At 59.1% G+C, this 25950-nt stretch carries 26 protein-coding genes; 13 read left to right on the top strand and 13 right to left on the bottom strand.

Annotated features, from left to right (window positions below; genetic code table 11):
- The first annotated feature begins 75 nt into the window (after positions 1-75).
- From UM93_RS10780 to UM93_RS10795, 4 genes are all read left to right on the top strand, one after another.
- Positions 76-429, top strand: coding sequence for a beta/gamma crystallin domain-containing protein (locus UM93_RS10780; RefSeq protein WP_045075520.1), 354 nt, complete (start codon positions 76-78; stop codon positions 427-429).
- 656 nt (positions 430-1085) lie between these two features.
- Entirely contained in the window at positions 1086-2015 is a 930-nt protein-coding gene (locus tag UM93_RS10785; protein ID WP_045075521.1) for an ABC transporter substrate-binding protein, read from the top strand.
- Positions 2012-3013, top strand: a complete 1002-nt coding sequence (locus UM93_RS10790; RefSeq protein WP_082057106.1) for an amino acid ABC transporter permease — start codon at positions 2012-2014, stop codon at positions 3011-3013. The genes UM93_RS10785 and UM93_RS10790 overlap by 4 nt, the downstream gene beginning before the upstream one ends.
- Before the next feature lie 2 nt (positions 3014-3015).
- Entirely contained in the window at positions 3016-3774 is a 759-nt protein-coding gene (locus UM93_RS10795; protein ID WP_045075522.1) for an amino acid ABC transporter ATP-binding protein, read from the top strand.
- On the opposite strand, the gene menD is transcribed toward UM93_RS10795, so the two are convergent.
- Complete coding sequence (gene menD / locus UM93_RS10800; protein ID WP_045075523.1) at positions 3758-5404, bottom strand: 2-succinyl-5-enolpyruvyl-6-hydroxy-3-cyclohexene-1-carboxylic-acid synthase; 1647 nt, start codon at positions 5402-5404, stop codon at positions 3758-3760. The genes UM93_RS10795 and menD overlap by 17 nt on opposite strands.
- A gap of 90 nt (positions 5405-5494) precedes the next feature.
- Positions 5495-6433, bottom strand: a complete 939-nt coding sequence (locus tag UM93_RS10805; RefSeq protein ID WP_045077272.1) for an o-succinylbenzoate synthase — start codon at positions 6431-6433, stop codon at positions 5495-5497.
- A 136-nt stretch (positions 6434-6569) separates the two neighbouring features.
- On the opposite strand from UM93_RS10805, the gene UM93_RS10810 reads away from it, so the two are divergent.
- The 4 genes from UM93_RS10810 (at position 6570) to UM93_RS10825 (ending at position 9451) form a co-directional block, all read left to right on the top strand.
- Positions 6570-7169, top strand: coding sequence for a TetR/AcrR family transcriptional regulator (locus UM93_RS10810; RefSeq protein WP_045075525.1), 600 nt, complete (start codon positions 6570-6572; stop codon positions 7167-7169).
- A gap of 61 nt (positions 7170-7230) precedes the next feature.
- Positions 7231-7956, top strand: a complete 726-nt coding sequence (locus UM93_RS10815; RefSeq protein WP_045075526.1) for a hypothetical protein — start codon at positions 7231-7233, stop codon at positions 7954-7956.
- Positions 7957-7997: 41 nt separating this feature from the next.
- Positions 7998-8486, top strand: a complete 489-nt coding sequence (locus UM93_RS10820; protein WP_045075527.1) for a hypothetical protein — start codon at positions 7998-8000, stop codon at positions 8484-8486.
- A gap of 83 nt (positions 8487-8569) precedes the next feature.
- Entirely contained in the window at positions 8570-9451 is an 882-nt protein-coding gene (locus tag UM93_RS10825; protein ID WP_234399292.1) for a phosphatase PAP2 family protein, read from the top strand.
- On the opposite strand, the gene UM93_RS10830 is transcribed toward UM93_RS10825, so the two are convergent.
- The gene (locus tag UM93_RS10830) at positions 9443-10642 is read right to left on the bottom strand and encodes an MFS transporter (protein ID WP_422784955.1); all 1200 of its coding nucleotides are present in this window, start codon (positions 10640-10642) and stop codon (positions 9443-9445) included. The two genes, UM93_RS10825 and UM93_RS10830, sit on opposite strands and share 9 nt — an antisense overlap.
- Before the next feature lie 192 nt (positions 10643-10834).
- Between UM93_RS10830 and UM93_RS10835 the strand changes: the two genes are divergently transcribed.
- Entirely contained in the window at positions 10835-12142 is a 1308-nt protein-coding gene (locus tag UM93_RS10835) for an acyltransferase family protein (RefSeq protein WP_045075531.1), read from the top strand.
- An 18-nt stretch (positions 12143-12160) separates the two neighbouring features.
- Here UM93_RS10835 and UM93_RS10840 read toward each other — a convergent pair whose 3' ends face one another.
- From UM93_RS10840 to UM93_RS10855, 4 genes are read right to left on the bottom strand one after another with little or no spacing between them, the layout of a single operon-like run.
- A complete protein-coding gene (locus UM93_RS10840; RefSeq protein WP_045075533.1) occupies positions 12161-12970 on the bottom strand; it encodes an MBL fold metallo-hydrolase in 810 nt (269 codons plus the stop codon).
- A 45-nt stretch (positions 12971-13015) separates the two neighbouring features.
- Positions 13016-14437 carry a dihydrolipoamide acetyltransferase family protein gene (locus UM93_RS10845; protein WP_045075534.1) on the bottom strand — a complete coding sequence of 474 codons (1422 nt, stop codon included), beginning with the start codon at positions 14435-14437 and terminating at the stop codon, positions 13016-13018.
- Entirely contained in the window at positions 14437-15474 is a 1038-nt protein-coding gene (locus UM93_RS10850) for an alpha-ketoacid dehydrogenase subunit beta (protein WP_045075535.1), read from the bottom strand. Before UM93_RS10850 ends, UM93_RS10845 begins: the two co-directional genes overlap by 1 nt.
- Positions 15471-16610 (bottom strand): thiamine pyrophosphate-dependent dehydrogenase E1 component subunit alpha, encoded by a 1140-nt coding sequence (locus UM93_RS10855; RefSeq protein WP_045075536.1) that lies wholly within the window; start codon positions 16608-16610, stop codon positions 15471-15473. Before UM93_RS10855 ends, UM93_RS10850 begins: the two co-directional genes overlap by 4 nt.
- 166 nt (positions 16611-16776) lie before the next feature.
- Here UM93_RS10855 and UM93_RS10860 point away from each other — a divergent pair, with 166 nt between their 5' ends.
- The 3 genes from UM93_RS10860 to UM93_RS10870 all read left to right on the top strand — a co-directional run bounded on the left by UM93_RS10860 (position 16777) and on the right by UM93_RS10870 (position 18808).
- Positions 16777-17214: an Lrp/AsnC family transcriptional regulator gene (locus UM93_RS10860; protein ID WP_045075537.1), complete on the top strand. Its 438-nt coding sequence runs from the start codon at positions 16777-16779 to the stop codon at positions 17212-17214.
- Between the two features lie 85 nt (positions 17215-17299).
- Positions 17300-18334: a hypothetical protein gene (locus UM93_RS10865; RefSeq protein ID WP_045075538.1), complete on the top strand. Its 1035-nt coding sequence runs from the start codon at positions 17300-17302 to the stop codon at positions 18332-18334.
- Positions 18335-18808, top strand: coding sequence for a GNAT family N-acetyltransferase (locus UM93_RS10870; RefSeq protein WP_052663747.1), 474 nt, complete (start codon positions 18335-18337; stop codon positions 18806-18808).
- Positions 18809-18862: 54 nt separating this feature from the next.
- Here UM93_RS10870 and UM93_RS10875 read toward each other — a convergent pair whose 3' ends face one another.
- The 6 genes from UM93_RS10875 to paaA all read right to left on the bottom strand — a co-directional run bounded on the left by UM93_RS10875 (position 18863) and on the right by paaA (position 23610).
- Complete coding sequence (locus tag UM93_RS10875) at positions 18863-19642, bottom strand: enoyl-CoA hydratase/isomerase family protein (RefSeq protein WP_045075539.1); 780 nt, start codon at positions 19640-19642, stop codon at positions 18863-18865.
- Between the two features lie 77 nt (positions 19643-19719).
- Complete coding sequence (paaE, locus tag UM93_RS10880) at positions 19720-20907, bottom strand: 1,2-phenylacetyl-CoA epoxidase subunit PaaE (RefSeq protein ID WP_045075540.1); 1188 nt, start codon at positions 20905-20907, stop codon at positions 19720-19722.
- On the bottom strand, positions 20908-21417 hold the full coding sequence (gene paaD, locus UM93_RS10885) for a 1,2-phenylacetyl-CoA epoxidase subunit PaaD (protein ID WP_045075541.1): 510 nt from the start codon (positions 21415-21417) through the stop codon (positions 20908-20910).
- A gap of 8 nt (positions 21418-21425) precedes the next feature.
- A complete protein-coding gene (paaC, locus tag UM93_RS10890; protein ID WP_045075542.1) occupies positions 21426-22274 on the bottom strand; it encodes a 1,2-phenylacetyl-CoA epoxidase subunit PaaC in 849 nt (282 codons plus the stop codon).
- A 46-nt stretch (positions 22275-22320) separates the two neighbouring features.
- Entirely contained in the window at positions 22321-22638 is a 318-nt protein-coding gene (paaB, locus tag UM93_RS17695) for a 1,2-phenylacetyl-CoA epoxidase subunit PaaB (protein WP_045075543.1), read from the bottom strand.
- Positions 22639-23610, bottom strand: a complete 972-nt coding sequence (gene paaA / locus UM93_RS10900; protein ID WP_045075545.1) for a 1,2-phenylacetyl-CoA epoxidase subunit PaaA — start codon at positions 23608-23610, stop codon at positions 22639-22641.
- 124 nt (positions 23611-23734) lie between these two features.
- On the opposite strand from paaA, the gene UM93_RS10905 reads away from it, so the two are divergent.
- Positions 23735-25879 carry a S9 family peptidase gene (locus UM93_RS10905; RefSeq protein ID WP_045075546.1) on the top strand — a complete coding sequence of 715 codons (2145 nt, stop codon included), beginning with the start codon at positions 23735-23737 and terminating at the stop codon, positions 25877-25879.
- Positions 25880-25950: the final 71 nt, after the last annotated feature.

Consider the following 25950-nt stretch of genomic DNA (forward strand, 5'->3'; position numbering starts at 1 on the left):
CCATCCTTGAATTAAATTAAAATGGCATGTATTCTCGGTGCCATCTAATAATTAATTGAATTCACAGGAGTTGGCATGAAAATTCTAAAATTATCCACCAGCGTGATTACAGCATTGATTCTTGGCACTTCGGCGGCATTGGTTGCTGCCCCCGCAGCCAATGCCGCAAATTTAGTGGATTGTGGCAGTCGGACAGACTTTGTGAAATTATTCCACGACAACGGCGACACCGCATGCTTTGCGAATTCGGGAACGGTCATCATTCCCGTAAATTTCAGAACCACGATCTACAAAATTACCACCGGAAATAACTCGATCACCCTGAGTTACAGCGACGGAGTCAAGGACTTCTCTCAGACTTACGGGAAGTGGTCCACCGTCACGCGGACATCGGCCATGAAATTTTTCAAGGCAATAAACATTCTTTGAGCAAACTCGAAGTGATCGTCATAGCCGGGGATGCACAAAAGCTTCCTACTAGATAATTCCTTGTTAATTTATGATTTTTAAAACCATAAGGACCACCCTCGGCGCATCAACAAAATTTACTGAGCACAGCTGTTCGGGTTAAATTTCTCGAAACTTACCGGGCTTTCAACAGTATCCGATGGAAAGCCCGGTAAGTTTCACGACGAAATAATACAAGTTTTTGGCCCGACCGCTGACCCACCGTGTAGCACCGCTACGCACCAACCATCGTTAGACTAACTATTAGTCAGCCCGTGGTGACGATTTGCCGATTAGCCAGTTAGCCGGTTGGCCAGTTAGCCAGGATCGCGAAATCGGAACTTATTTTCTTTGCCCTAGATCGGTTGCGGCACTACCGGCAGCCTTGCTGTCCCAAAGCTGCCCCAAGACCGCCCCGAGGCTGCACCCGAGACTGTCTGGAGCCGTCAAAAGCGGGCCTAGTCGCCACAAGCAAGCCACTCAGACATAACAATTCAGCAACTCACGAAGAAATGGGTTGCCTTGAAGGCTACAAATGTTTACAAGATGTGATCTGCGTTACTAAGGTATAGTTCTGGCCTGCACACTGTGTAATCCGGGGCTCGCACAGGCACCTTCAGTTGAACAAAGGTAACTTAATGAAAATCACATCTAAGGCGCTCGCTCAGTCGTTCGCCATCCTGGCCATCGGCGCCATCGCGCTAACCGGCTGCACGAATGCATCACAACAGCAACCCTCCGCCAGCTCAAACGGGACGGCCAGCTTCGATCCGACAAGCGTTGCCAAAGACGACACGCTTGCCGCCGCGGTTCCCAGCGCCATCAAAACCCGCGGCACCCTGATTGTCGGGGCCGATACTTCTTATGCGCCGGCTGAATTCTTGGGCGGTGCGGACGGCCGCACCCCGCAGGGGTACGACGTCGACCTGGGCAAGGCCATCGCCGCCACTTTGGGTCTGAAACTAGAAGTTCAGACCGCCGATTTCAACGGCATCTTGCCCGCTCTCGGCAGCAAATACGATCTAGGAATCTCCTCGTTCACGATCAATCCTGAACGACTCAAGGCAGTGAACATGGTGAGCTACTTCAACGCAGGCGTGTTGTGGGCGGTGCCGAAGGGAAACCCGAAGAAATTCAGCTTGGACGATATCTGCGGCAAATCGATTGGTGTACAAACCGGCACGGTAGAACAAGACGACGTGACAGCTCGTTCCAAGAAGTGCACCGATGCGGGCAAGCCCGCTATTAACGTGGTCAGCCTCGCCAACCAGACTGACGTAACCACGCGAATGGTTAACGGAGCGCTGGATGCGATGAGTGCTGATTCACCAGTGACTCGTTACGCGATCAGCCAGACCGGCGACAAATTGGAGCTTCTCGGCGCTGAGACCGACGCCGCGAAACAGGGCATCGCAGTTGCTAAGGCAAACACCGAATTTGCGGACCTCATCACCAAAGTCGTCAATAAGCTGATTACTGACGGAAGCTACAAGAAAGTCCTTGAGTCCTGGAGCAACACCGAGGGCGCCATTGAGAAGGCTGAGCTCAATCCGGTGGCCGCAAGTTGAGTGCACCAACTTCCGGCGTGGCTGGGGCTAGCACTGAGGACCCCCAGCCGCACTGGATTCGATCTCGCGGTGTCCCGCATCCGGGCCGTTGGGTTGCCATCGTCATTATCGCCCTGATCGTGATCGCGGCGGCCAATAGCATCGCTACCAACCAGAATTTTCGCTGGGATCTGGTGGCAACCTATTTCATGGACGTTCTTGTGGTCCAGGGTGTGGGCTGGACACTAGTACTGACCGTGCTGTCCATGGTGTTGGCTATTGTGCTAGCTCTTTTACTGGCCGTGATGAGGCAATCGGATAACTGGATTCTGCGCTGGGTCAGTTGGTTCTGGGTCTGGTTCTTCCGCGGTACTCCGGTGTACACCCAGCTTATTTTTTGGGGTCTAGTCGGAGTGCTTTATCCCAAGATCGCGGCTGGCGTGCCCTGGGGCCCGGAGCTATTCAGCTTCGGTACCACCGATTTTTTGAACGGGCTCTGGCCAGGAGTGATCGGCCTCTGGCCCGCCATTCTTGGTTTGGGGCTAAACGAGTCCGCCTACCTCGCTGAAATATTTCGTGCTGGTCTGAAGTCTGTCGATGGCGGCCAGATGGAGGCCGCCGAGGCGCTCGGGATGCGTAAGAGCAAAATCATGACGCGGATCATTCTGCCGCAGGCCATGCGGGTCATTGTGCCGCCAACCGGCAATGAAACGATAGGCATGCTGAAGACAACTTCACTCGTGCTCGCAGTGCCTTTTACTTTTGACCTAACCTTTGCCACCAGTGCAATCGCCAACCGCATCTATCTACCGATTCCACTGCTCATCGTCGCCGCGCTCTGGTACCTGATCATCACCAGTGTGTTGATGGTTGGTCAGCACTTTGTCGAGAAGCATTTCGGTAAGGGCGTTGACAACCTTGTGCCGGCGCCTGTGGCAGCAACCAAGGCAACGGCCGCCGCTCATGCGCAGTCTGAGGCCGATGCCGCGGCCTCGCCAGCCAGCGGAGAGGGGAAATAGCGATGACATTAGTACGCATTGAAGGGGTTCATAAGACCTTCGGTCAGCATCACGTGCTACGTGGCATCGATATGACCATCAAACAGGGCGAGGTTTCGGTGATTATCGGGCCCTCCGGTTCCGGAAAGTCCACCTTGCTGCGCTGCGTCAATAAGATGGAATCGATCAGCGCGGGGCGGATTCATGTCCGCGACGAACTGATCGGGTACCGCGAGGTAAACGGTCAATTGCATGACCTAAACCCCCGTCAAATCGCTGCACAACGCCGCGAAATCGGCATGGTCTTCCAGCGCTTCAACCTGTTTCCCCACAAAACTGCGCTGCAGAACGTGATGGAAGCACCGATTCAGGTGAAGAAAATCGCCAAGTCAGAAGCGCGAAGGAAGGCTTTGGAGCTCTTGGAGCAGGTGGGGCTAGCGGATCGTGCAGGACACTATCCAGCGCAGCTCTCCGGTGGCCAGCAGCAGCGGGTCGCGATCGCCCGAGCCTTGGCGATGGAACCAGAGTTGATGCTCTTTGACGAGCCAACCTCGGCGCTCGACCCCGAGCTCGTTGGCGACGTGCTGCAAGTCATGAAGGACTTGGCGAAGTCCGGGATGACCATGATGGTGGTGACGCACGAAATCGGCTTCGCCCGCGAAGTCGGTGACACCTTGAGCTTCATGGACGGCGGCGTGGTGGTGGAGTCTGGGGATCCCCGAGAGATGATCACCAATCCGCAACACAGCAGGACCAAGGAGTTCCTCAGCCGAGTGCTCTGAGCCCTTCGTTGATCGCGGTTTTCACCCGGTCGTGCAGGCCCCGCAAAGCGGATCGTTCGGTGCGAATTTCCAGCACCGAACGGCCGTGGAACGGGGCCTGCAGCGCTTCTACCAGCTCAGTCCTGCTACCGATCAACCGGTATTGCACGCCATAAGCCGCCGCTAACTGCTCGAGCCCGACGTCCTGGGCGGTACCGAAGAGACGCTCCACGGCGGACGCATACGCTGGTTGTTCGCCCAGTGCGCCATGCTCAAGCACGCTGAAAATGCCACCCCCCGCATCGTTGAGCACAATGATCTGAAGATCGGGCACCCGCTCACCGCGCGGCAATAGCAACCCGCCAGCGTCGTGCAGCAGGGTCAGATCGCCTAGCAAGAGCCGAGTCGGTTTATCAGTTGCTAAGGCGACTCCGCTCGCGGTCGAGACGGTGCCATCGATCCCGGCCAATCCTCTATTGGCAAAGACGCGCGGGCTAAGCACCCCCGGAGTCCCGGCCAGATCGACATCCCGAATCGGGTTCGATGAACCCAGCACCAGTTGCTCCACCGGTTGTCGCCAGACCTCGGCCGCCAGTTGTAGGCCACTCAGATCGTCGGCCAACACCTCAGCCAGCGCGGTCTCCGCAGCCCGACTTGCCTGCTGCCAACTCTGTAGCCAGCCCTCCGCGGCCAGCCCGGCGAAGTCGCTGAGTTCGGTCAATTGATGAATCAGCCGCTCGCTACGGCGTCCCGCTTGGAACCACGCCACCGGCTCCGGAAGATAAAGCGCTCTGGGCAGATCCTGCCGATTCAGTAGCGCGGCGACTGGGCGTGAAAGCGTCGGCCGACCAAAAACCACCACCCGTTCAATCTGCGCACCGAAGTGTTCAAGTAACAGCCGGTAGGGGCCGACCGCATGAGGGCCAAAGCGCGCATCGGAGGACGGTTCGGCCAATAGCGGTAACCCGTGCAGGCGGGCAAACTCCTCGGCTTGGGCGGTGGCAGCGTGTCCCGCTAAGACCACCGTTCGCCGAGGTGCAGTGGAACGCGGTGCGGCTAAGGATTCGACGGGCCTTCGGGAGGAATGCACAGCCGTCTGGCGGATGGCGGTCGGTTGAAAGTCGCTGCCGTCCAGTGCTGGGGTGAGTGGATCTCGGAAGGAAAGATTCAACTGGACTGGGCCACGAGGCACCCCACTCAGTAACCCTTTTGCCGCGTCTAACCCGGTTTGCACAGCTTTCTGCGGGTCCTGCCCGGCTGCCAGGTCAGCCGCGAAGCGAAGGTGTGAGCCAAATAGGTCGACCTGATCGGTGGTTTGGTTCGCGCCAGTCCCTCTCAGCTCTTCCGGCCGATCCGCGGAGAGCACGATCAGGGGAACGCCAGCATGATTTGCTTCCATTACTGCGGGCATCAGGTTCCCTACTGCGGTACCGGAGGTAGTGAGTACGGCGACGGGGAGGCCAGAGGCTAGCGAAAGCCCGAGCGCGGTAAAGGCCGCTGCCCGTTCATCGATCCTGACCAGGGTCTGCAGTTCTGCCTCGGCTTCCGCCAGCGCGTACGCCAGCGGCGCACTTCGGGAACCGGGCGCTAGCACCAGCTGGCGGATACCCCCGGCAGCCAGTTCGCTCACCACTCGGCGGGCGACATCCATCGATGACCAGACGGGTTCAGCTACACTCACTTGCCCAGTCTAGGCCGCCACCCCCTATCCAGTTCCTTCACCCAGCCGTCCCAGTCGTTCTCACATCACTCGTTGGGACAGCTGGGCGTGGACTCGACGGAGGCGGGCTTCCCACCAGCGCACCCGATCCTCGGGGAGTCGGTATTTTTGCAGCAGCTCAGGGTCCGGGACAGTTTCTGACAACTCGATTTCGCCCGCACGCGGCAGCAGCGCGGGCGCGCAGACGTCCTGCTCGAAGAGCGCCACCGTGCCCAGGCCGCAAGCAAACGGTAACTCGGGCAGGGCGGCGGCAAGGGCCAGTCCGGCACGGATTCCCACCGAGGTATCGAGTGCCGAACTCACTACCGCGGGCAGCCCGGCTTCTCGGACAATTTCGAGAGCACGCCGCACCCCTCCGAGCGGCGCAACCTTAACCACGATCAGATCGGCAGCAGCCGCGCGGGCAACCGCAAGCGGGTCACTTTCCTTACGCACGCTCTCATCAGCGGCGATTCTGATCGGGATCTGTTCGGCCAGCAGTGCCGCTCGCAAGCTAGCCAGCCCCTCGATACCCGGCACCGGTTGTTCGGCGTACTCAAGGCCAAAGTCAGCTAGTCTACGCAATGCTTCGAGGGCCGTTTGCAGCTGCCAGCCAGCATTCGCATCAATTCGCAGCACCGCCTCGGGCGCGGCCTGGCGTACCGCAGCGACCCGGTCAATATCGTCCTGCAAACTCTGTCCAACTTCGGCAACCTTGATCTTGACCGCCGGGACTTCGCCGAAGGCGGCCAGAATCTCCGGCACTTGATCCGCCGGAACCGCTGGCATCGTGGCGTTCACCGGGATGCTATTACGCAGGGCGGTCGGGAATCCCTGCCAACCAGCCTCAATGGCGGCGGCGAGCCAGAGTGCCGATTCATCATCCTGATACTCGGCAAAGGGGCCGAATTCGGCCCAGCCCAGCGGGCCTTGCAGCAGCACAGTCTCACGAAGGTCGATGCCTCGGAACCGGGTGCGCATCGGCAAACCAACCGGATGCGCGTTGGCTAATAACTCGTCAATATTCGGAATCACCACATCACGAGCCTACCGAGGTACCCCAGCTAGCGGTAAGCTTCAGGCGCAAGTTCAATTACTAGCTGCTCTAGGAAACCCATTGCCACAAAAAACCGTGCAAGATCGTGCCAAGGTCAAACAACAGCGAATCGTCGATGCTGCGCTGACCTTGCTCCGCACTGAGGGGCCTGCAGGAATTACCCTGCGCGCGGTCGCCGCCGAAGCCGGCGTCCCCGCCTCGAGCGTCGCCTACTACTACCCCACTCTGGTGGAGCTGATTCAGGAAGCCTTTGCCACCTATTTGCGCGCACTGGCGGCAACCATAGAGTCGGCGGCCGAAGCAGCAATCAGCGATCCCCAGGATTTCCGCACCATGGCGGCAGTGCTGGCTGCGCAGGTTACGTCCCGAGACGGCGCAGCGCTACTGCCGCTACTAGAAACCTATCTGGCAGTCGCCCGGGAACCAACGCTCTACCCGGACGCCGCCCGCCAGCTAGCCGAAATCCCGCTCTCGGTTGATCGATTCCTCGCTGCCCACGGATTCCGTGACAGCGAAGACTTGGCGCATGCGATTATTTCGCTGATCGAAGGCTACGCCTTGCGCCGTGCTCTGGTGGGTGGTTCCGCCGGTGCTGATCGAGCATCCCTACAGCAAGCCTTGGAGTTCTTATTCGCCGGAAACCTTGCGAAAGACGACTAAACAAGATAAAAGTTGTTCATTCGATCAACTATTGTCTTAGTCGTCATCTCTCGGAGGCACCGTGTCTGGCACGTCCAATCTGGGCCTACCCGGCCTGGCCTTCGCCAAACTGCTCCGAATCACCGCAATCGAACACCAATCCAGTCCGTACCGGGATGCCCTTTATCTCAGTGGCAAGATCTCTGGTCGCTACACCGACGAACTTTCGCTCACTCCAATCGTCAGAACCGACTTCCTTGCTATTCCGTTGCGCAGCGACGCTCCGCAACTGGTCCTTAAACGCCGGGGCTTAGGGTTTTTAGCCGCAGCTGGGATTGACTTCGCCAGCCCTGCTCAGCAGTTACTAGGAGACCCTGAGCATCACTTCAATGCCTATTTTGCGCCTGAGCACAGCACTGCGGCAGCACAGATCCTCAGCCCTGGCTTGGTCGCCGAACTCGTTGAACACGCGAGTGACTTCGATATTGAATTCATCGACCGGTGGGCTTTCTTCTATGCTTCACCGATGGCTTCACGGGGTTCTCAGCCGGCAGACTTCAACCCTTTGTTGAATGCACTATTTGCCAGAATTCGGGCTCATACCGCTCCGCCGTCCGAGTTTTCGGAGTTGCAACTGATCAGCCCTGACGAACAGCTGCACCGCTTTGAAATGGCTCAAGCCAGCCGAAAAAGGCTCAGTACCCGACCATCTCGACTGCGTACCGCAGTACTCATTTTTAGCTGGACACTCGTACTGTCGGGGCTGAGCTATTTGCTGCTACAGAACCTGCTACCACCAAGCCCATAGCCCGCTAAACCCACCCGATCACCGTCTTCGAAGGAACTCCAATGAGCGCCGATATTGAAACCGAGCTGGTAGCCCGTTATAGCGAACCAGCCCCCTACAAGAAGCACCTTGGCTCGTTTCGGGGTAAACGCACCAAAGCGGCAGCGGAGTTGTTCAATAACGCCGAACAGCGCGGCGCGCGACAAAGCTATTTGCTGGACAGCCGCAACCACGAGGGAAAAATCTTCTCAGTCCGCGCCATCTCCCTTCGAGGAGATCTCAGCGAGCAGGTAGTTGCCGAGCTTACCGCCGCCGCCCAACAACTCTCGGTCGGACGCCTGTTTTGGGAAGGCCAGTTCGCGCCGCTGCTACCTGAAGCTATTGGCTCAGATTCCGACGCTGCCGATACCCATTCACTCAGCCGGCTCGCCGACGGGATCATCGTGTTTCCCACCATTCAGGAAGGCAAACAAAAGCCTTACAGTTACTGCGTGTGGGCGCGGCAGGGCGGTGATTACTTCATCGTGCCGGTCAGCGACGACTGGCTCTGAGGCTTGAGCCGCGGCGAAGCAAGCGGTAGCCGGCTAGGCTCATCGCACAGCCCGAGACCAGGCTGAACAAGTACGCTGGAGAGGTGAAGTCCCGTTCGAGCAGTCAGCCCACTACCCGGCCAGGTCCTTTTTTCCTGGCCGCAGCATTCGCTGTGCTCGGAGTGATCGGCACCTATCTCTACTTCGTGCACACCACCACCGGGCAGTACATCGACGAATCGGCGCTGGTTGAAGCCGCCGTGCCACGTGAGAAAATTGGTCTGCAAGTCTCCTATTTCTTAGACCTGCTGCCCATCATCTCGGTGGTGATCGGATTAGTGGTGATTTTGTTTGTCACTATTTTTCGGAAACGATGGCTGGCTTCTGGCATTGCCATCCTGGCAATGGCTGGCGCCAACCTGAGCACGCAGCTATTCAAGTCCGCACTTCCGGTCCGCCCCGACCAGGGCATCGCGACCTTGAATTTCAACTCTCTGCCCTCCGGGCACAGCACGCTTGCGGCTAGCGCCGCGGCCGCTGTTTTCCTGGTGGTGAGTCCGCGCTGGCGTCCCTTCGCTGCTTTTATCGGCGGCAGCTTCGCCATCCTGTCAGGCAGCTCTACCTTGATTAACCAATGGCATCGTCCGGCCGATGTGCTGGCCGCCTACCTGGTGGTAGCTGCTTGGACCTGCATTGCAGGCTGGCTCATTCTGCGTTCCGGCCGCTCCTGGAACGTTTGGCAAGGCTACTCCGCTCACTGGGCCTCGAGCCGCTTGTGGCCACTCCTTTCGGCGTTACTGGGGGTTGCCGCCGCGGTGCTCGCCACCATCGTGCTCGGCAGGCTGGCAACACCAGGAACGCAAAGCAGCACCGACTATTTTTTCTCCGGCGTAGCAATGATCGTGATTGCCGGCTATTTATTGACGGTGGCTGGGATTCTGCTCTTCAGTTTTGCAGCCCGACGCCCACGGCTTAGCTCAGGCTGAAATTTTTGGCGTCCGCGGAATCCAGTACCAAAGCACCGCCGCCGCGCCTAGACCGATCAGTCCGGTAGCCGCAATACCAACACTGAGGCTCAGTATCGCAGTGATGCCGGAAAGCAAGGCGGGGCCCGAGAAAGCCCCGAGATCGGCCAAAAAGCGCCAAATGCCGAGGAACTGCGCGCGACCACGCGCCGGCGAATAATCCGCTCCCAGGGTCATCACCACTCCCGAACCGATGCCATTTCCGAAGCCGATCAGCAGCGCCACCAAAAGCAAGCCGAATGCCCCGCTAGTGAGCGGCATTAGCAGCAGGGAAATCCCCATTAACACCATCGAGGGCACCGCCACCCAGGCGCGACCGCGTCGATCCATCAACTTTCCCGCGGGGTAGAAAACCAGCATGTCAATAGCTCCGGAGAGGCCGTAAATCAGCGAGGTGGTACTAGGATCCAGGCCCAGCCCTTCGGCCCAAAGCGGTAACACCGCCTGCCGTGAAGCTCGCACCGCCCCGACTAACAACACGCCAATACCAATACTCAGAAAAACCTTCCGATGATCCAGCAGAGTGCTTCGCAGCGTCGGACTTGCCAGCGCGCCGTCACCGGCAGCTGTATGCACCAGGTCCGGCATGCTGAGAGCGATCAGACCCGCGATGATGACCGCCACCACGCCGACCCAGTAAGCCCCAGCCAGGTGGAAGAAATTGATCGCCAGCGCGCCAATGAACGGACCAATAAAGATCCCAATCCGCATCACTCCACCGAGCGTTGAGAGTGCTCTCGCGCGATATTTGAGCGGCACAGCCTCGGTCAGATACTTCTGCCGAGCCAGGTTAAATACCGCCGAGGCGGCGCCGATCAACAGCACTCCCAGACCGTAAACCCAGAGGTTTGGCGCGAATACGCAGAGCAACATGGCCAGCATGCTCAGCACGGCAGCCCCCACGATGGACCATCGCTCCCCGTATCGGTCGGTCACGATGGAGGCCGGGATATTGCTAATCAGGGAACCGACACCGATCAGCGTTACCACCAGGGCCGCGACGGCCACGCTTGCCCCGAGGTCGCGGGCGCTGAGTGCAATCACCGGCAAGATTGCGCCTTCACCGACGCCGAAGAGGATTGAGGGTCCGAAAGCGGGGATAGCAATCTTCTTGAAACTGAATTCGGCACCGTCATGACTCACTCTTGGCAGCCTACTCCGCACGAGTTGAACGATGAAAACCGGAACAAGTCCCCGGTCAAGCCAAGCCCAGTCAAGATCGCTCGGCCCGCCGGGGCGGCGATACCGAATTGTTATGCGAAAACGGATCATCTCCCTGGATTTAGCTATTCGATTTCTTTACTATTTTTCTATTCGCTAGATTTATTAGATGGAGGAGCTGCTATGCCGAAGCTAAATACCGCCAGGGGCCCTCTCGCCGGCCGGAAAACCGAGCCAGCAAGGATCCCCGCAGGACGTGACCTGGTGGTGGACTTCATCCGAGTTCTCTGCATGTTCGCAGTAGTCGCCGTACACCTACTGATGATTGGCATTCGACTGGACTCAGCAGGGGTACAAGTGGTCAATCCGATTGCCTCGATTAGCTGGTTCGCTCAGGGCAGCTGGTTCGGCCAAGTAATGCCGTTGTTCTTTGTGGTGGGCGGGTTCGCCTCGCTGACTTCTTGGCGCAGCCTGCAACGCAGAGGCGGTGATGCTGCTGACTATCTGCGTGGCCGTTTGCTCCGATTGATCCGGCCGACCGCCGCACTGTACGCCTTTCTGGCCATTGCACTCTGGATCGCGCACTTCGCCGGCGCGCCGCAGGACTTACTTGCCGCCGTCGCAATCGGGGCAGGCGTGCAGCTCTGGTTCCTAGCCGCCTATTTGCTATGCCAGCTCATGGTGCCGGTGATGGCGAAGCTCCACCAGCTGGCTCCTTGGCGGACCATTGGCGCACTTTTGGCGGGCGCAATCATTGTCGATGCGCTGCGCTTAGCTAGCCATCAAGACGTCATTGGCCTGGCTAATCTGTTCTTCGTCTGGCTCCTGGTCCAGCAGATCGGTTTCTGCTATGCCGACGGTGCCTTTGACCAGCTTTCCCGCTGGCAGCTGGTGGCGATTGCGGCGAGTTGTTATTTGATCATGATTCCGCTGACTCACGGCGGCCCTTACCCGGTCGATATGCTGACCGCGCTCAACCCGCCAATGCTGCCCTTGGTGCTGATCGGCCTGGCACAAATCTGCCTGGTCAAGGCGTGCTATCCGGCGCTGAGCTGGCTTACACGTCAAAAACCAGTCCAACAAGTGATGTTCCTGGTCGGCACTCGATCGATCACCATCTACCTCTGGCACCTGCCGCTGATTATCGCGCTGTTCGGCCTTTCCTTAATGATCGGGCTGCCGTTCCCGGAACCGGGAAACGCCGACTGGTGGCTGAGCCGCCCGCTCTACTATCTGGCTGCCTTCGGCCTGGTCCTACTCGTCACCAAACCGCTTGTGCGCTTAGAGTCGGCCAGCACGGCCTTAGCTGCAGGCCATCGCAAACCGACGCTATGGCTCGTTGTGCTGGCTACTGTTGTAGCTTCCACCGGCCCATTTGCGGTGATGCGGGTCGGTCTGGATCTCAATAACGTCTTGTGGGGCTTCGGCGCTCTCTGCCTCGCTCTGCTACTAGTCCGCGGCCGCAAAACCGTGGCGTTCGAGAGGCGTTGAGCTACCTTGTGCTGCGGCTCAGGCGGTCTGCTTGAGCCGCGAAATAAACCAGCGTGATTGCTCCGGTCCATAGGGCAGGATCGGTATGGACTTGGTAGCGTCGTGCGGGGTCTCCCGCATCGCCTCCTGAGCCATCCGAACAGCGGTCAGCATGGTGCCCGACATGGTTTTGACGAATTCATCATTGACTGGCTGGCCGTGACCCGGCACCAAGAATTCATAGCGATTGCGCAGCGCAGAAAGCTGACGCAGGGATTCGGCCCATTCGATCGGATAGGCGTCTTCAAAGGAAGGATGTGAGCCCTGCTCCACCAGATCCCCGGCGAAAACCGTGCTTGAGGTGCCGATCAACAAATCCCCATCGGTATGACCGCGACCGAGGTAAAACAAGGTGGCTGTGACACCGCCGAGGTCAAGCAGCACGGGCTGCTCACCAACCAGGGCGTTGGGCACCACGATTCGAGTTTCCGCACCCTGACGCGCCGCCATTTCGGGTTCAGTCTCCGAATTCACCTGACGATGCTGCCAATCGCCGCCCTCAGCGATCTGCCGGGCAGCATTCTGATGAGCCCAGAACTCGCTCACGCCAGCATCGGCAAAAACCGCGTTGCCAAAGAAATGGTCGTAATGCGCGTGAGTATTGGCGACGATCAGTGGCAACTCGGTGATCTCGCGGACGGCGCTGAGGATCTGCTTGGCCTGCCGAGGACCACAGCCCGTATCGATCACCAGGGCGCGTTCCTGCCCCACCACCAAGCCGCTGTTCAACAACTCGCCCGCGGTAACCAACGCATAGTTACCCGGACCTAATTCACGCCACGATGCCATGGCACTATTCTGCCTCACCAATGCTTGACCGGACGTTAGGCAGGGCTAGAGTTCGGCGAGCAAAGCGGCCGGATTCTCCATCGCATCGGCAACGAAACGCAAGAACCCACCGGCGCTGCCGCCATCACACACTCGATGATCGAACACCAAAGTTAGTTCGGTCATTTTACGCACCGCCAACGCTCCATTAACCACCCAGGGTTTATCGATGATTCGGCCGACCCCGAGGATTGCGGCTTCCGGATAATTAATGATCGCGGCCGAGCCATCAACCCCGAAAACTCCATAGTTATTCAAAGTAAAAGTACCGCTGCTGAGTTCCTCGGCAGTTGCTTTGCCAGCCCGCGCCAGGGCGGTCAACCGAGCGATCTCGGTGTCCAGCTGACGAGCATTCAGCCGTTCAGCGGCTCGGATCGCGGGCACCAGCAAACCTCGTTCGGTCTGCGCCGCGAAGCCTAGGTTGACTCCAGAGACGCTGAGAATCTGCTGATTCTGTGCCTGATCGGTCACGATCCTGCTGTTCAACTCAGGGAATCGAGCCAGACCAGCCAACACAAACCGAGCGATAAACGCCAATAGACTCGGCGTACCTTCCGGATCTCGACGCTTGAGATCGCTGCGCAGTTCAAGCAACGCGGTAGCATCGACATCAACCCAGACCGTCGCCTCAGGAATTTCGCTGCGACTGCGGGTCATCGCATTGGCGATGGTTCGGCGCACCCCGGTCAGCGGTGTACGAGAAAGCACTGCTAGCCCGGAACGCCCATCGATCTCTTGCTCACCAGTTGTTACATCAACCTCGCCGCCGGATTGCGCGACCGCGTCCCGCTGGCCGAGCACATCCGCACGAAGAATTAGACCACCCGGTCCCGAACCCGCAATCGTTGCCAGCGAGATACCGAGGTCTCGAGCCAGCTTTCGCACCAAGGGCGAAATCACCAGCGGGGCCTGAATTGGGCCGCCGCTGACCTCAACAGTTGAAGAGGTCGCGATAGCCGCAGCCGAAGGCTGCATTTTCTGAGCAGGCCCGGATGACTGAGCCGTCTGAGAACGCTTAGCTGGACGACTTCGGCCTGTTCGACCCTCAGCGGAGGTACCGTAGCCGATCAACACATTTCCGCTTCCGGCGCGCTCTTCTTCGCGATACCCCTCGTGATGATCCGGCGCGGTCGGCTCGACCGTCACCGACGACGGGTCAGCGACCGGCGCTGATTCTCCGGTGCGCACCGTGAGAAAGGGCTTACCGACGTCCATGAGCTCACCGGCCGCGCCATGCAACCGGGCCACCACCCCGGCGAAGGGAGTGGGTACCTCCACCAGCGACTTCGCTGTCTCCACCTCGGCAACCGGCTGATCCACCGAGATTTCCTCACCTTCGGCGACCAGCCAACGCACCAACTCGGCTTCGGTCAACCCCTCCCCTAGATCGGGTAAGAGGAAGACCCGGGAGTCCTGCACTTCAGCCATTAGGAGTCCTCCCACTGCAACTCGTCAACCACGTCAAGGATCCGGTCAACGCTCGGCAGCTGATACCGCTCAAGCTTTGGCGCTGGGAAGGGAATATCAAAACCTGTCACCCTGCGCACCGGCGCAGCCAATGAATGAAAGCAGCGTTCCTGCACTCGCGCAACAATCTCCGAAGCTACCGAGGCAAAGCCCGGCGCCTCAGCGATCACCACAGCACGGCCAGTGGAACGCACCGCTTGGCAAACCGTCTCATCATCAAAGGGCACCAGCGAACGCAGATCTACCACTTGCAAGGAGCGCCCTTCCGAGGCGGCGATCTCGGCCGCGGCGAGCGCGGTGGCAACTGATGGCCCATAGCTGATCAGTGTCGCATCGGTGCCCTGACGGGCAATCACGGCACGGCCAATGCCCGAGGCAGGGCGGGCCTGGGCGAGCCCATCAAGGTCAACCGCTTCCTTAGCAAAGTAGAGTTTCTTCGGTTCCAGGAAGACCACTGGATCAGGCGATTCAATCGCGTCCCGCAGCATCGTGTAGGCGTCAGCTACCGTGGCCGGAGCCAGCACGGTAAGCCCCGGCGTGTGGGCGTAATAAGCCTCTGAGGAGTCACAGTGATGCTCGACACCGCCAATCCCGCCAGCGTAGGGAATCCGGATCACGATCGGCAACCGCACCGCTCCGCGGGTCCGATTAGCCATCTTTGCCACATGTGAAACCACTTGCTCAAAAGCCGGGTAGGCGAAGGCATCGAACTGCATCTCCACCACGGGACGCATGCCGTTCATAGCCATCCCCACCGCAAGTCCCATGATGCCAGATTCCGCCAAGGGAGTGTCGAAGCAGCGGTCCTCGCCGAACCGCGCGGTCAAGCCATCGGTGATCCGGAAGACACCGCCGAGGGTACCGACATCTTCACCGAACATCAGCACCGCTGGATCGGCTTGCATGGCATCGGCAAGCGCCCGATTGAGTGCCTTGGCAAAGGTCACCGAACCGGGTTTTTGCTCGGTAGGGTTGGGACGTTCTGAAACCGCCGTCATTTCAGTCCCTCCTGGGTATCGTTCTGGGCTGCTCGCTGAAGTTCCTCGGCTAGCATTTCGGACTGCTCGCGAAGCTGCGGGGTGGGTTCGGCGTAGACGAACCTGAACAAATCGAGAGGGTCGACCTCCACCTCGGCGTTCAGCCCCTCACGCATCTCAGCTGCTACTCGCTCGGCCTGGTCGGCGAAATCCCGCTCCAGTGCCGCATTCAGCACCCCTTCGGCGCTCAGATAACGCTGCAAGCGGAGCAATGGATCCTTGGGCAGCCACTGCGCCACCTCTTCTTCACTCCGGTAGCGACTGGCATCGTCGGCGTTGGTGTGCGCGAGCATCCGATAGGTATGCGCTTCAACGAGCGCCGGGCCTCCGCCGTCACGCGCTCGCCGCACCAGCTTCTGCAAAACCGCAAGCAAGGCAGCCAGGTCATTGCCATCGACTCGCTCCCCCGGCATGCCGTAGCCGATCGCTTTGTGAGCCAGCGAGGGTGCCACCGTTTGCTGGGAGAGCGGCACCGAAATGGCGAAGCCATTGTTCTGAATCAGGAAAATGACCGGTAAGTGGAAGACCGCAGCGAAGTTCAGTGCCTCATGAAAATCGCCCTCACTGCTCGCACCATCACCACAGAGCGCGAGCACTACGGTGTCCTCGCCCTTCAGCTTGGCTGCGTGGGCCAGCCCTACCGCATGCAAGAGCTGAGTGGCGAGGGGGGTGGCCTGAGTAGCAACTCGGTGGTCGTAGGGGTTGTATCCGCCGTGCCAGGAACCCCGCAATAACTCGAGCACCTGAACCGGTGGCACTCCCTTGCTCATCACCGCGACTGAATCCCGATAAGTGGGGAACAGCCAGTCCTGCTCTGCTAGGCAGATCGCAGCGGCCACTTGACAGGCTTCCTGGCCGTGCGAGGAGGGGTAAACCGCCATCCGTCCCTGGCGGACCAATGCCCCCGCTTGGTCGTTAATTCGACGCCCCTTCACCATCTCGGCATAGCCGCGAAGCAGCAGGCTTTGATCGGGCAAGGAATAGTTGTCCTTGAAGACGTCATGATGTTCGGCGAGGCTGCCGTCGGCCGCGATCAGGGTGACGGGGGTGGTGGACGGAAGCATCACCGTCTCCGCCCGGTCGGTGCTAGAACTCATACCGGCTCCTCGACTTCGTTATCAGGACATTCTGTTCATCTATTCTCCCTCTACGGACTCTTTCGTATGACCAAATCGCTATTTTTATGGACGATTAGCTATAAAATGAATAATCTAGGAGACGAAACGTAAATGTGACCTAGCTTACCTTCGGTTTTGGAGACAAATGTCTGAGCTTGATGAAATTGACCGGGCGATTATCACTGAATTGCAGCACGACGCCCGAGCCAGCGTGACCACTCTCGCCGAGCGGGTACATATTTCCAGGGCCCACGCCTATTCCCGGATCGCCCGGCTCACCAGCGAGAAGGTGATCACTCGGTTCACTGCCGTACTTGACCCACTCAAGGCCGGGCTGCGTTCAAGCGCCTATGTCAGCATGAAGGTCCGGCAACACGACTGGCGCGAGCTGAAGGCTTTGCTCAGTGCCCTGCCGGAAGTGCAACACATCGCGCTACTCGGCGGCAATTTTGATGTCATGCTGCTGGTGCGCGCCCGGGATAATGTGGATCTGCGTCGAGTGATCTTCGATCAAATTCAGTCCATGCCTGGCGTGCTGGACACCCAGACTTACCTCATTTTTGAGGACGTCGATACCCGCTAATATTTCAGCCAAAACGCTTCTCCGCCGCGAAATAAAACGATATGATTTCCTAACTAGCTCATTCGCACTTGGGGAGAGGCCGATCATGAGTAATTCCAACTATCCTCCGCAGGGCCCCTATCCCGGTCCCCAAGGTGGCTATCCACAGGGAAAACCGGTCAAGGTTCCACCGCCGATCCCGCTGCCCGGCGGCACTAACCCCGAATACGGTGTGCCCACTCCGCCGGCATATCCGGAACAAGGTTCCCAACCCTATGGGCAATCATATGGCTCGGGTAATTACTCGGAGCAGAACTATCAGCAGTATCAGGGTCAGCAGTACGGCGGTGGACAGTATCAAGGCGGCGGTTTTCCGCCGAACCCGCCGAAGAAGAATTTTCCGCTCTGGGGTTGGTTCGTGCTTGGTGTCCCGCTGCTCGGAGTGATCGCGGTTGTCATTGCGTTAGTCGCCATCAATATGCCGCAAACCCCGGTTTCAGCGCCCAGCCCAACCGCACCCCAGCAGCAGACTAACAGCCCGGCTCAGCAGAGCTCGACGGCCTCGTCTAGCCCGACGCCCGTCGGTGTGACCCCTAGCCAAATACCAAGCAGCGGGCTCGGCGCCAACGGCGCGGTCGGCCTGACCTCCGCGGCTCCGTATCTAAACAGTGCGAGCTGGTCAGATCAGGTACCGGCAGGTTGGAAAGCCGATACCTCGGCGACGAGTGGCTCGCTCTATGTCAATGCCGATGGTTGCCGCCTCTCGCTGGCTAGCTCTGCGGTGAAGTCCAATGCCCTCGGCGCTACTAGTAAGAATTCCGATTTACTGATCTCGATTTACCAGTCCGTCACGATGCAGGGTTCGCTCAAGGATAAGTACCCTGATCTAGCCACTATCTCGATGCACAGCCGGGCGACCGTCAGCATGAATAAACTTGGCGGCCCGCAACTCGAGTTCTATCAAAAGGCTTTCACATACACCAATAGCAGCGGAGTAAAAGTCCGCCATCAGTACGTGGTGCGGGCCATGCCGGTCAATAAAACGGTGCTGGTCGCCAGCATCGCCTGTAAGGCTTCGACCCCCGCCGGCGCTGATGGCTGGCACGGTGTGCTCGATAATATCTACACCACTGGGAGCTGAGTGCCAGTAATAACTCTGCGGCGCATCTCGCGCGCGCGGGCCGAGCGAATCTATACCGCTCAACCGGATGCCTCAGACCGGTGGGCCGAGGACTATCCACTGGCCGACGAGCTGGATGCATTGCGCTTCTTCCTGGCGAGTCCAGCGCTGAGCGATCATCATCAAGCTTTTGGACTCTACTCGGTGCATGACGAGCGGGGCCGCGCAGTAGGCGGAATAGGCTTCTTCGGCCCGCCGGACGAAGAAGCAAGGGTGACGATCGGTTACGGCATCGTGCCCTCGGCGCGACGCCGAGGCTATGCCGCAGGGGCGGTCGCGGAATTGCTGGACATTGCCCGGCAGTACGGCGTTCAACTGGTGCAGGCAGTCACCGACGTGGACAACATCCCTTCGCAGCGAGTGTTACTCGGGGCTGGTTTTAGGGAGCTGCGCCGAGATGAGCAGCAGTGCTATTTCGACCTCGGCTTGGGCTAATCCCTCCGCGTCCTCAACCGGCTCCCCTGGGGTTTTCTCGACCAGCCAGCAGGGTTAGTTCTTAAAGACCGGCGGGCGCTTTTCCACAAAAGCGGTGATGCCTTCCTTGTAATTCTCGGTGCTGACAATGGCGCCCTGGGTCTTGTTTTCCAGATCGAGGGCTTCCCAGAAGCCGAGTCGCTGGTCCCGAATTGCGGTGACTAGCTTTTTGCCGTCCTGGAAGGCATTGATCGGACCGTTCGCTACCCGGCTGACGATGTTCCGGGTTTCTTCCAGCAGGGTCTCTGCCGGGAAGGTCCGACTGAAAAGCCCGGCTCGCACCGCCTCGGCCCCGGAGATTAGATCGGCGGTGTAAATCAAGTCCAAGGTGCGGTGAGTGCCTAACCGTTCAGTGAACAGCCAGTGCCCGCCCGAATCTAAAACCATGCCGAGGTTGGCAAAGGGCGAGCCAATTTTGGCGTTCTCCGCCAAGTAGACAACATCGGCAGCAATCAGTAAACCTAAACCGGCGCCCAAGGAGGCGCCCTGCGCTGCCACGAAGCTCGGCGCTGGAAAGTCCATAACGGCGCGCATAGCGGGCACAATTTTCCCTTCCAGGAAGCCAAGCGCATCGTCATTATGGATGTCTACACCGGCCAGATCACGACCCGCACAGAATGCCCGGCCGGCGCCTCGCAGCAGCAGCGCACGCACCTCGCCCCGGTTCGCCTGCTCGGCTGCCTGATCCACCGCCTCTTTGAGGTCGCTCAGCGCCTGCCCGTCCAGTGCATTGAGCTTATGCGGAGCGTTTAGCACCACCTCGGCAATGCCGTCGCTTATGCTCAACTCAATCATTGATGCTGCTCCTCATCCGTGTGCTGAATTATTTGTCTGCCGCATTCAAGTAACCGTGTGAAGGCGTGAACGAAAGTCTAGACATCGTAGTCGACTGTAACTTTTTCCGAGGTCGGATGGGACTGACACGTCAGCACATAGCCTTTGTCCAGTTCATCCTGCTCCAGAGCATAGTTCTCTTCCATCTGCACCGTGCCGCTGACCACCTTGGCCCGGCAGGTGCCGCACACACCTCCGGCGCAGGCAAAGGGGACATCGGGGCGAACTCGCAGCGCGGCATTCAGGATGCTCTCCCGCGCGTGTGTGGGGCTTTCCACCGCACCGGTCAGGCCGTCCAGGGTGAAGGTGATCTCAAAGTTCTGATCGGCTTCCTGGGGCTTTACCGGCCGACCGTACTGCGCTTGTGGCTGATCCGGTTTGCCGGTGGTGAACAGTTCGAAGCGCACCTTCTCCGCTGAAACCCCGCGTTCTTGCAGGGTGTCCCGGCATAGCTGGACCAGCTCAAATGGACCGCACAGGAACCACTCGTCAACCTGATCCAGTGGCAGCACGGTGCCGAGCAGCAGGCTAAGTTTCTCGGCATCGATCCGGCCGCTCAGCACAGGGGCAATCCGCTGCTCCCGGGAGAGCACGTGGTGTAATGCGAAACGCGCCGGATACTGATCTTTGAGATCAGCTAGTTCCTCAAGGAACATCACATCCATCGCCGATTTATTGGCGTACACCAGGTCGAATCTGGTGGCCGGATGAGCAGCCAGCAGGGTCCGGGCAATCGCTATCACCGGGGTGATCCCAGATCCGGCGGCGATCGCGACGAAGCAGCCACCGGCCGTTGAGGCGGCGGCCAGCTCCTCGGGATGGTTCAAATCGGTCAGCACATTATGGTGCCGAGAGGTGAAAGCCCCCATCGGACTCATCACCTCCAGGGTCTCGCCAGCTTGCAATTCAGCGTTGGCCCAGGTGGAGAAGAGACCGCCTAAGTCTTTCTTAATGGCCACCCGGATCTCGCTGCTGCCGTCGTCAAAAGCGCGCGGTACCGCGCAGATTGAATAGCTGCGACGCAGCTCTTTCAGTTCCCCCTCTGCGTCGGGCAGTTTGGTGCGCAAGGCAACATATTGACCGGGAAGGTAGTCGAACTGGCCAGCGAGCTCAACTGGCACCACAAAACTCACCTCGATAGCGTCGGCGGTGAGTCGCCGTACCTCTTTTACGGTCAGCGAATGAAAGCTCGCCCGCCGATTCGAGGGCTTACGTGTCACTACCATTTAGTGCACCTTGAAGTAGTCGAAGGGTTCCAGGCAGTCCTGGCATTTGTAGAGTGCTTTGCAGGAAGTCGAGCCGAAGCGGGTCAGTTCACGAGTGTTCAGCGAATTGCAGAGCGGGCACTTCACCGCCAAGCTCAGTCGAACCGGAGTGCTTTGACTACCGACGGCAGCGCGCCCAGTGGGCGGCGCAATGCCATAGTCGGCAAGCTTTGCCTTACCGGTTTCCGTCATCCAATCGGTGGTCCAGGCCGGTGAAAGCACCAGTTCAACCTCGGCTTTCAAACCTTGTTGAGCAAATTCCGCGAGTAAATCATCACGGATGGCTGCCATTGCTGGGCAACCGGAATAGGTCGGCGTGATGGTGACTTTAACACCGTCATTCGAGCCTTCGACAGCACGCAAAATACCCAGTTCGGCAATGCTGAGCACCGGAATCTCGGGATCGGTCACCCGGGCAGCAATCTGCCAGAGCGCTTCCTGTCCGGGCATCCCTTGCTTGAGCGTTTCCATCACTGCGCCTACCAACTAGCCCCGGGGTGCTGCCGAGCCAGCACTTGCATCTCGGCGAGCAAATAACCGAGGTGTTCGCTGTGCTCGCCGCGACGTCCTCCGCCGCTGGCCCGTGGTAGTTCAGGAACCTCCAGTTCCGCTTCTGCTAAGAGTGCAGAAATGAAAGCGTCAAAGTTCTCGCGCAATGACGATGGTTCGACCGCCGCGTCCCCCAGCCGGTCGAACAGTTCGTCCTGATCGAAAAGCTCCTCAAGATAAGGCCAGGTCAGCTTCAAGCCGTCAATCATCCGGCGGCGTGACTCGGCGGTACCCAAGGCGAGTCTAAGCACCCACTGACTGGCGTGATCCCGGTGATAATCCACCTCTTTAACCGCCTTGGCCGCAATCGCCGCGAGGGTCGGATCGCTGCTGTTTTGCAGGCGCTGATAGAGCTCGAACTGATATACCGAGATGACCAACTGCCGCGCAATGGTTCGGGCAAAGTCTCCATTGGGTTGCTCGACTAGCTGAACGCAACGGAACTCTTCTTCGCCACGCCAATAGGCCAGATCATCCTCAGTCTGAGCCGAGCCGTCGGCACGCTGGAAGGCCGCCGCCGCGTAGCTCAGGAAAGAACGAGCGTGCCCCAGCTGATCGAGGGCAATATTACCGAGCGCAACGTCCTCTTCTAGTTCCGGGGCTCGAGAGATCCACCAGCCAAGCCGCTGCGCCAGGATCAGGCCATCGTCGCCGAGGCGCAGTGCATACTCGGCGATGTCGGGGCTGGGCTTATGCTCTGGCTGCTGCACCGCGAGCACAATATCTTCGGGCCGCAGGGCATTCCCGGGGGTAATCCTGGTCGCTGATTCTCCGCTCATTGGGGCTTCCTCAGCGTGAAAGTCGCTCGCTGCTGATCGGTAAGCATTAGAGGTGTTTCACCCCTTCGCTCTTGGTGTAGTACGTGGCGTGCCGATAGTCCTTGCCTTGCGGCGATTCGAAAAATGCCCCCTTGGAGTCAGGGTCTGAGCTTGAGATGGCATCCGCCGGGCAAACCCAGACCGAGACACCTTCATTTCGCCGGGTGTAGAGATCCCTAGCGTTACGCAAGGCCATTGAGGCGTCCGGGGCATGTAAAGAACCCGCGTGCACATGAGACAGGCCGCGTGAAGAACGCACGAAAACCTCCCACAGCGGCCAAGGCTGGCTCTCCGCCGATACCGCGCTGCCGGGCTGTTCAACCATCTAGGCCACCTCAACTCTCTGCTCCCGGAGTGCGTAGGCAGCCGCTGCCTCGCGCACCCAAGCACCATCCTGATGCGCTTCGCGTCGACGTTCCAGCCGCTGGGAATTGCAGGCGCCTCGGCCAGCGAGCACCTCTTTGAACTCATTCCAGTCCAAGGAACCGTGCTGCCACTTGCCGGTTTCCTCGTCGAAACGGATCTGATCATCCGGCAGAGTCAGGCCAAGCACCTTCACCTGCTCAACCATCATGCCGACGAATCGCTGGCGGAGTTCGTCATTGGAGAAACGCTTTATATTCCACGCCATTGACTGCTTCGAATTGGGCGAATCATCATCGGGAGGACCGAACATCATCAGGGCTGGCGCATACCAGCGGTTGACGGCGTCCTGAGCCATCTGTTTTTGCGCGGGGGTACCCTGCGAGAGTTCCAGCAGGATTTCGAAGCCTTGGCGTTGGTGGAATGATTCTTCCTTGCAAATCCTCACCATAGCGCGGCCATACGGGCCATACGAGGCTCGGCAGAGCGGAACCTGATTGCAGATTGCCGCGCCGTCCACCAACCAGCCGATAGCTCCGACGTCGGCCCAGCTGCGGGTCGGGTAATTGAAGATCGAAGAGTAACGCGCCTTGCCTGCGATCAGGTCCTCGGTGAGCTTAGTGCGCGGCGTCCCGAGGGTTTCGGCGGCCGAATATAAGTAAAGGCCGTGCCCGGCTTCGTCCTGCACCTTGGCCATCAGGATCGCTTTGCGCTTCAGACTGGGCGCTCGCGATATCCAGTTAGCTTCGGGTTGCATACCGATGATTTCGGAGTGCGCGTGCTGGGAGATTTGCCGGACCAAGGTCTTACGATAAGCCTCCGGCATCCAGTCTCGCGGCTCAATCCGAGAGTCCTCGGCCAGGATTGCCTCGAAGGCGGCCAAGCCGGCGATATCCTCGCTCTGCTCGCCGACCGCGCTGAGATTTTGCACCATTGCCACTCCATCCACCGGAATTACTGACCGTTCGTTCAGTATATCTGGCGAGAGAAGCGAATCGCAACAGCCCCCTCCCGTCCGTCTGCCGCAGCAGGAGCAACAATTCGATAAGGTGATCGCTATGACTACTCCCCCGGTTGCGAAGAAGCTCCCCACTGCCCGCGAACATCACGGCGATGTCTTTGTTGACAACTATGAATGGCTCCGGGAGAAGGAAAACCCCGAGGTCTTGGCTCATCTCCAAGCCGAGCAGCTTTACACCGATGAGATCACCGCTGATCAGCAGCCGCTACGCGATGCCATCTTCGACGAGATCAAAAACCGCACCCAGGAGACCGACCTTTCAGTGCCCTACCGCCGGGACGACTGGTGGTATTACACCCGGATGGAGGAAGGCAAGCAATACGCTATTCACTGCCGCCTCGCCGCCGCCAACACCGGCGACCTCAAAGCCGACTGGACCCCGCCAGCCATAGTCGCCGGTGAGCCGATTGAGGCCGAACAAATTTTACTGGACGGCAATGTCGAAGCCGAGGGGAAACCGTTCTTCAGCCTCGGCGGACAGGCCCTCACCAGGGATCACCGCCTGCTTGCCTACGCGGTAGACAATGCCGGTGACGAACGGTTCACGCTGCGAATCAAGGATCTGGAAACCGGAGAGCTGCTCAGCGATCAGATCAGCAATATCTTCTACGGCATCGCCTTCTCACCGGACGGCAGCGAACTCTTCTACACTGTCGTGGACGATTCTTGGCGGCCTTATCAGATCAAATCGCACAAACTGGGCACCGAGGCAGAACAAGACGTGGTGATCTTCCAGGAAGATGACTTAGGCCTCTGGACCAGTTTCGGACTGTCCGCCGATCGCGAGCAATTGGTGATCAGCGTCAGCTGCGCCGAGTACAGCGAAGCACATTTGCTCGACTTCAATGACCGCGCGGCAGGCCTGCAGCTCGTGCTCTCCCGAGAAGCGCGAGTGCTCTACGACGTTGACCCGGTGCTGGTCGATAACCAACCGCAGTTATTGATCACCCACGACCACAATGCGCTCAATTCGATGGTCTCCCTAGTCAAGGTCTCCGAGCTAGCCAAGCCTTTTGAAGAGCAAGACTGGCGCACAGTGGTTCCACACCGCGAGACCACCCGAGTCAACGGCACCGCGGTGACCGCGAGCCACGCCATCATCTCGGTACGCCAAGACACCGTTGAGAAAATTCAACTGCTGCCGCTAAGCGACCTCGCCGCCCCGATCACCGAGCCCTCTTTCGATGAGGCGCTCTGCACGGTTGAATTATCGCTCGCAGAGTTCAATGCACCTCAAATCCGGCTCAACTACAGCTCTTTTACCACCCCGCCGCGGGTTTACGACTATGTGCTCTCCAGCGGTGAGCTGATCTTGCGCAAGGAAACCCCGGTGCTCGGTGGTTATTCTGCCGCCGATTATGTTGCGGAGCGCGAGTGGGCCATCGCCCCGGATGGCGCCAAAGTGCCGCTCTCAGTGATCCGTCGCGCCGACCTGCCCCGAAATGCCGAGAACCCCGCGGTGATCTACGGCTATGGCAGCTATGAGGTGAGCATGGACCCGGGCTTCGCGATTCCACGGATTTCACTGCTGGATCGCGGCATTGTTTTTGTCATCGCACATGTCCGTGGCGGTGGTGAGCTGGGCCGCTCCTGGTATGACAATGGCAAGAAGCTCCAGAAGAAGAACACCTTCACCGACTTCGTTGCCGCCACCGACTGGCTGGCCTCTTCAGGCTGGGCCGATCCACAACGAATCGCTGCGATAGGCGGCTCGGCCGGCGGTCTGCTGATGGGGGCGATCCTGAACCTGGCTCCGGAAAAGTATGCAGCAGTAGTTGCCCAGGTACCCTTTGTGGATGCCCTGACCACCATCCTCGACCCCGACTTGCCGCTTTCCGCCCTGGAGTGGGAGGAGTGGGGCAATCCGATCACCGACCCCGAGGTCTACCAATACATGAAGGAGTACACCCCTTATCAGAACGTCAGGCCGGTGAAATACCCCAAGATTGCGGCGGTGACCAGCCTCAACGACACCCGAGTGCTCTATGTTGAGCCAGCAAAATGGGTGCAAGTGCTCAGGGAGGTCTCCACCGGCAGCGAGCCTATCGTGCTCAAGATCGAAATGGACGGCGGCCACGGCGGGGCTTCCGGACGTTATGAGGGCTGGAAAACCCGGGCCTGGGACTACGCCTTCGTGGCCGCTGCACTCAACGCTCGGGAAATCGTGGAAACTACCAGCTAAAGCGCAGCCAACTATCAGCCTTCTTTGAGGATTCGTTGAAATGCTCAGGGAACTCTCACCTGAGGATGCCC

This window comes from Psychromicrobium lacuslunae, assembly GCF_000950575.1.
Taxonomy (GTDB): Bacteria; Actinomycetota; Actinomycetes; order Actinomycetales; family Micrococcaceae; genus Renibacterium; species Renibacterium lacuslunae.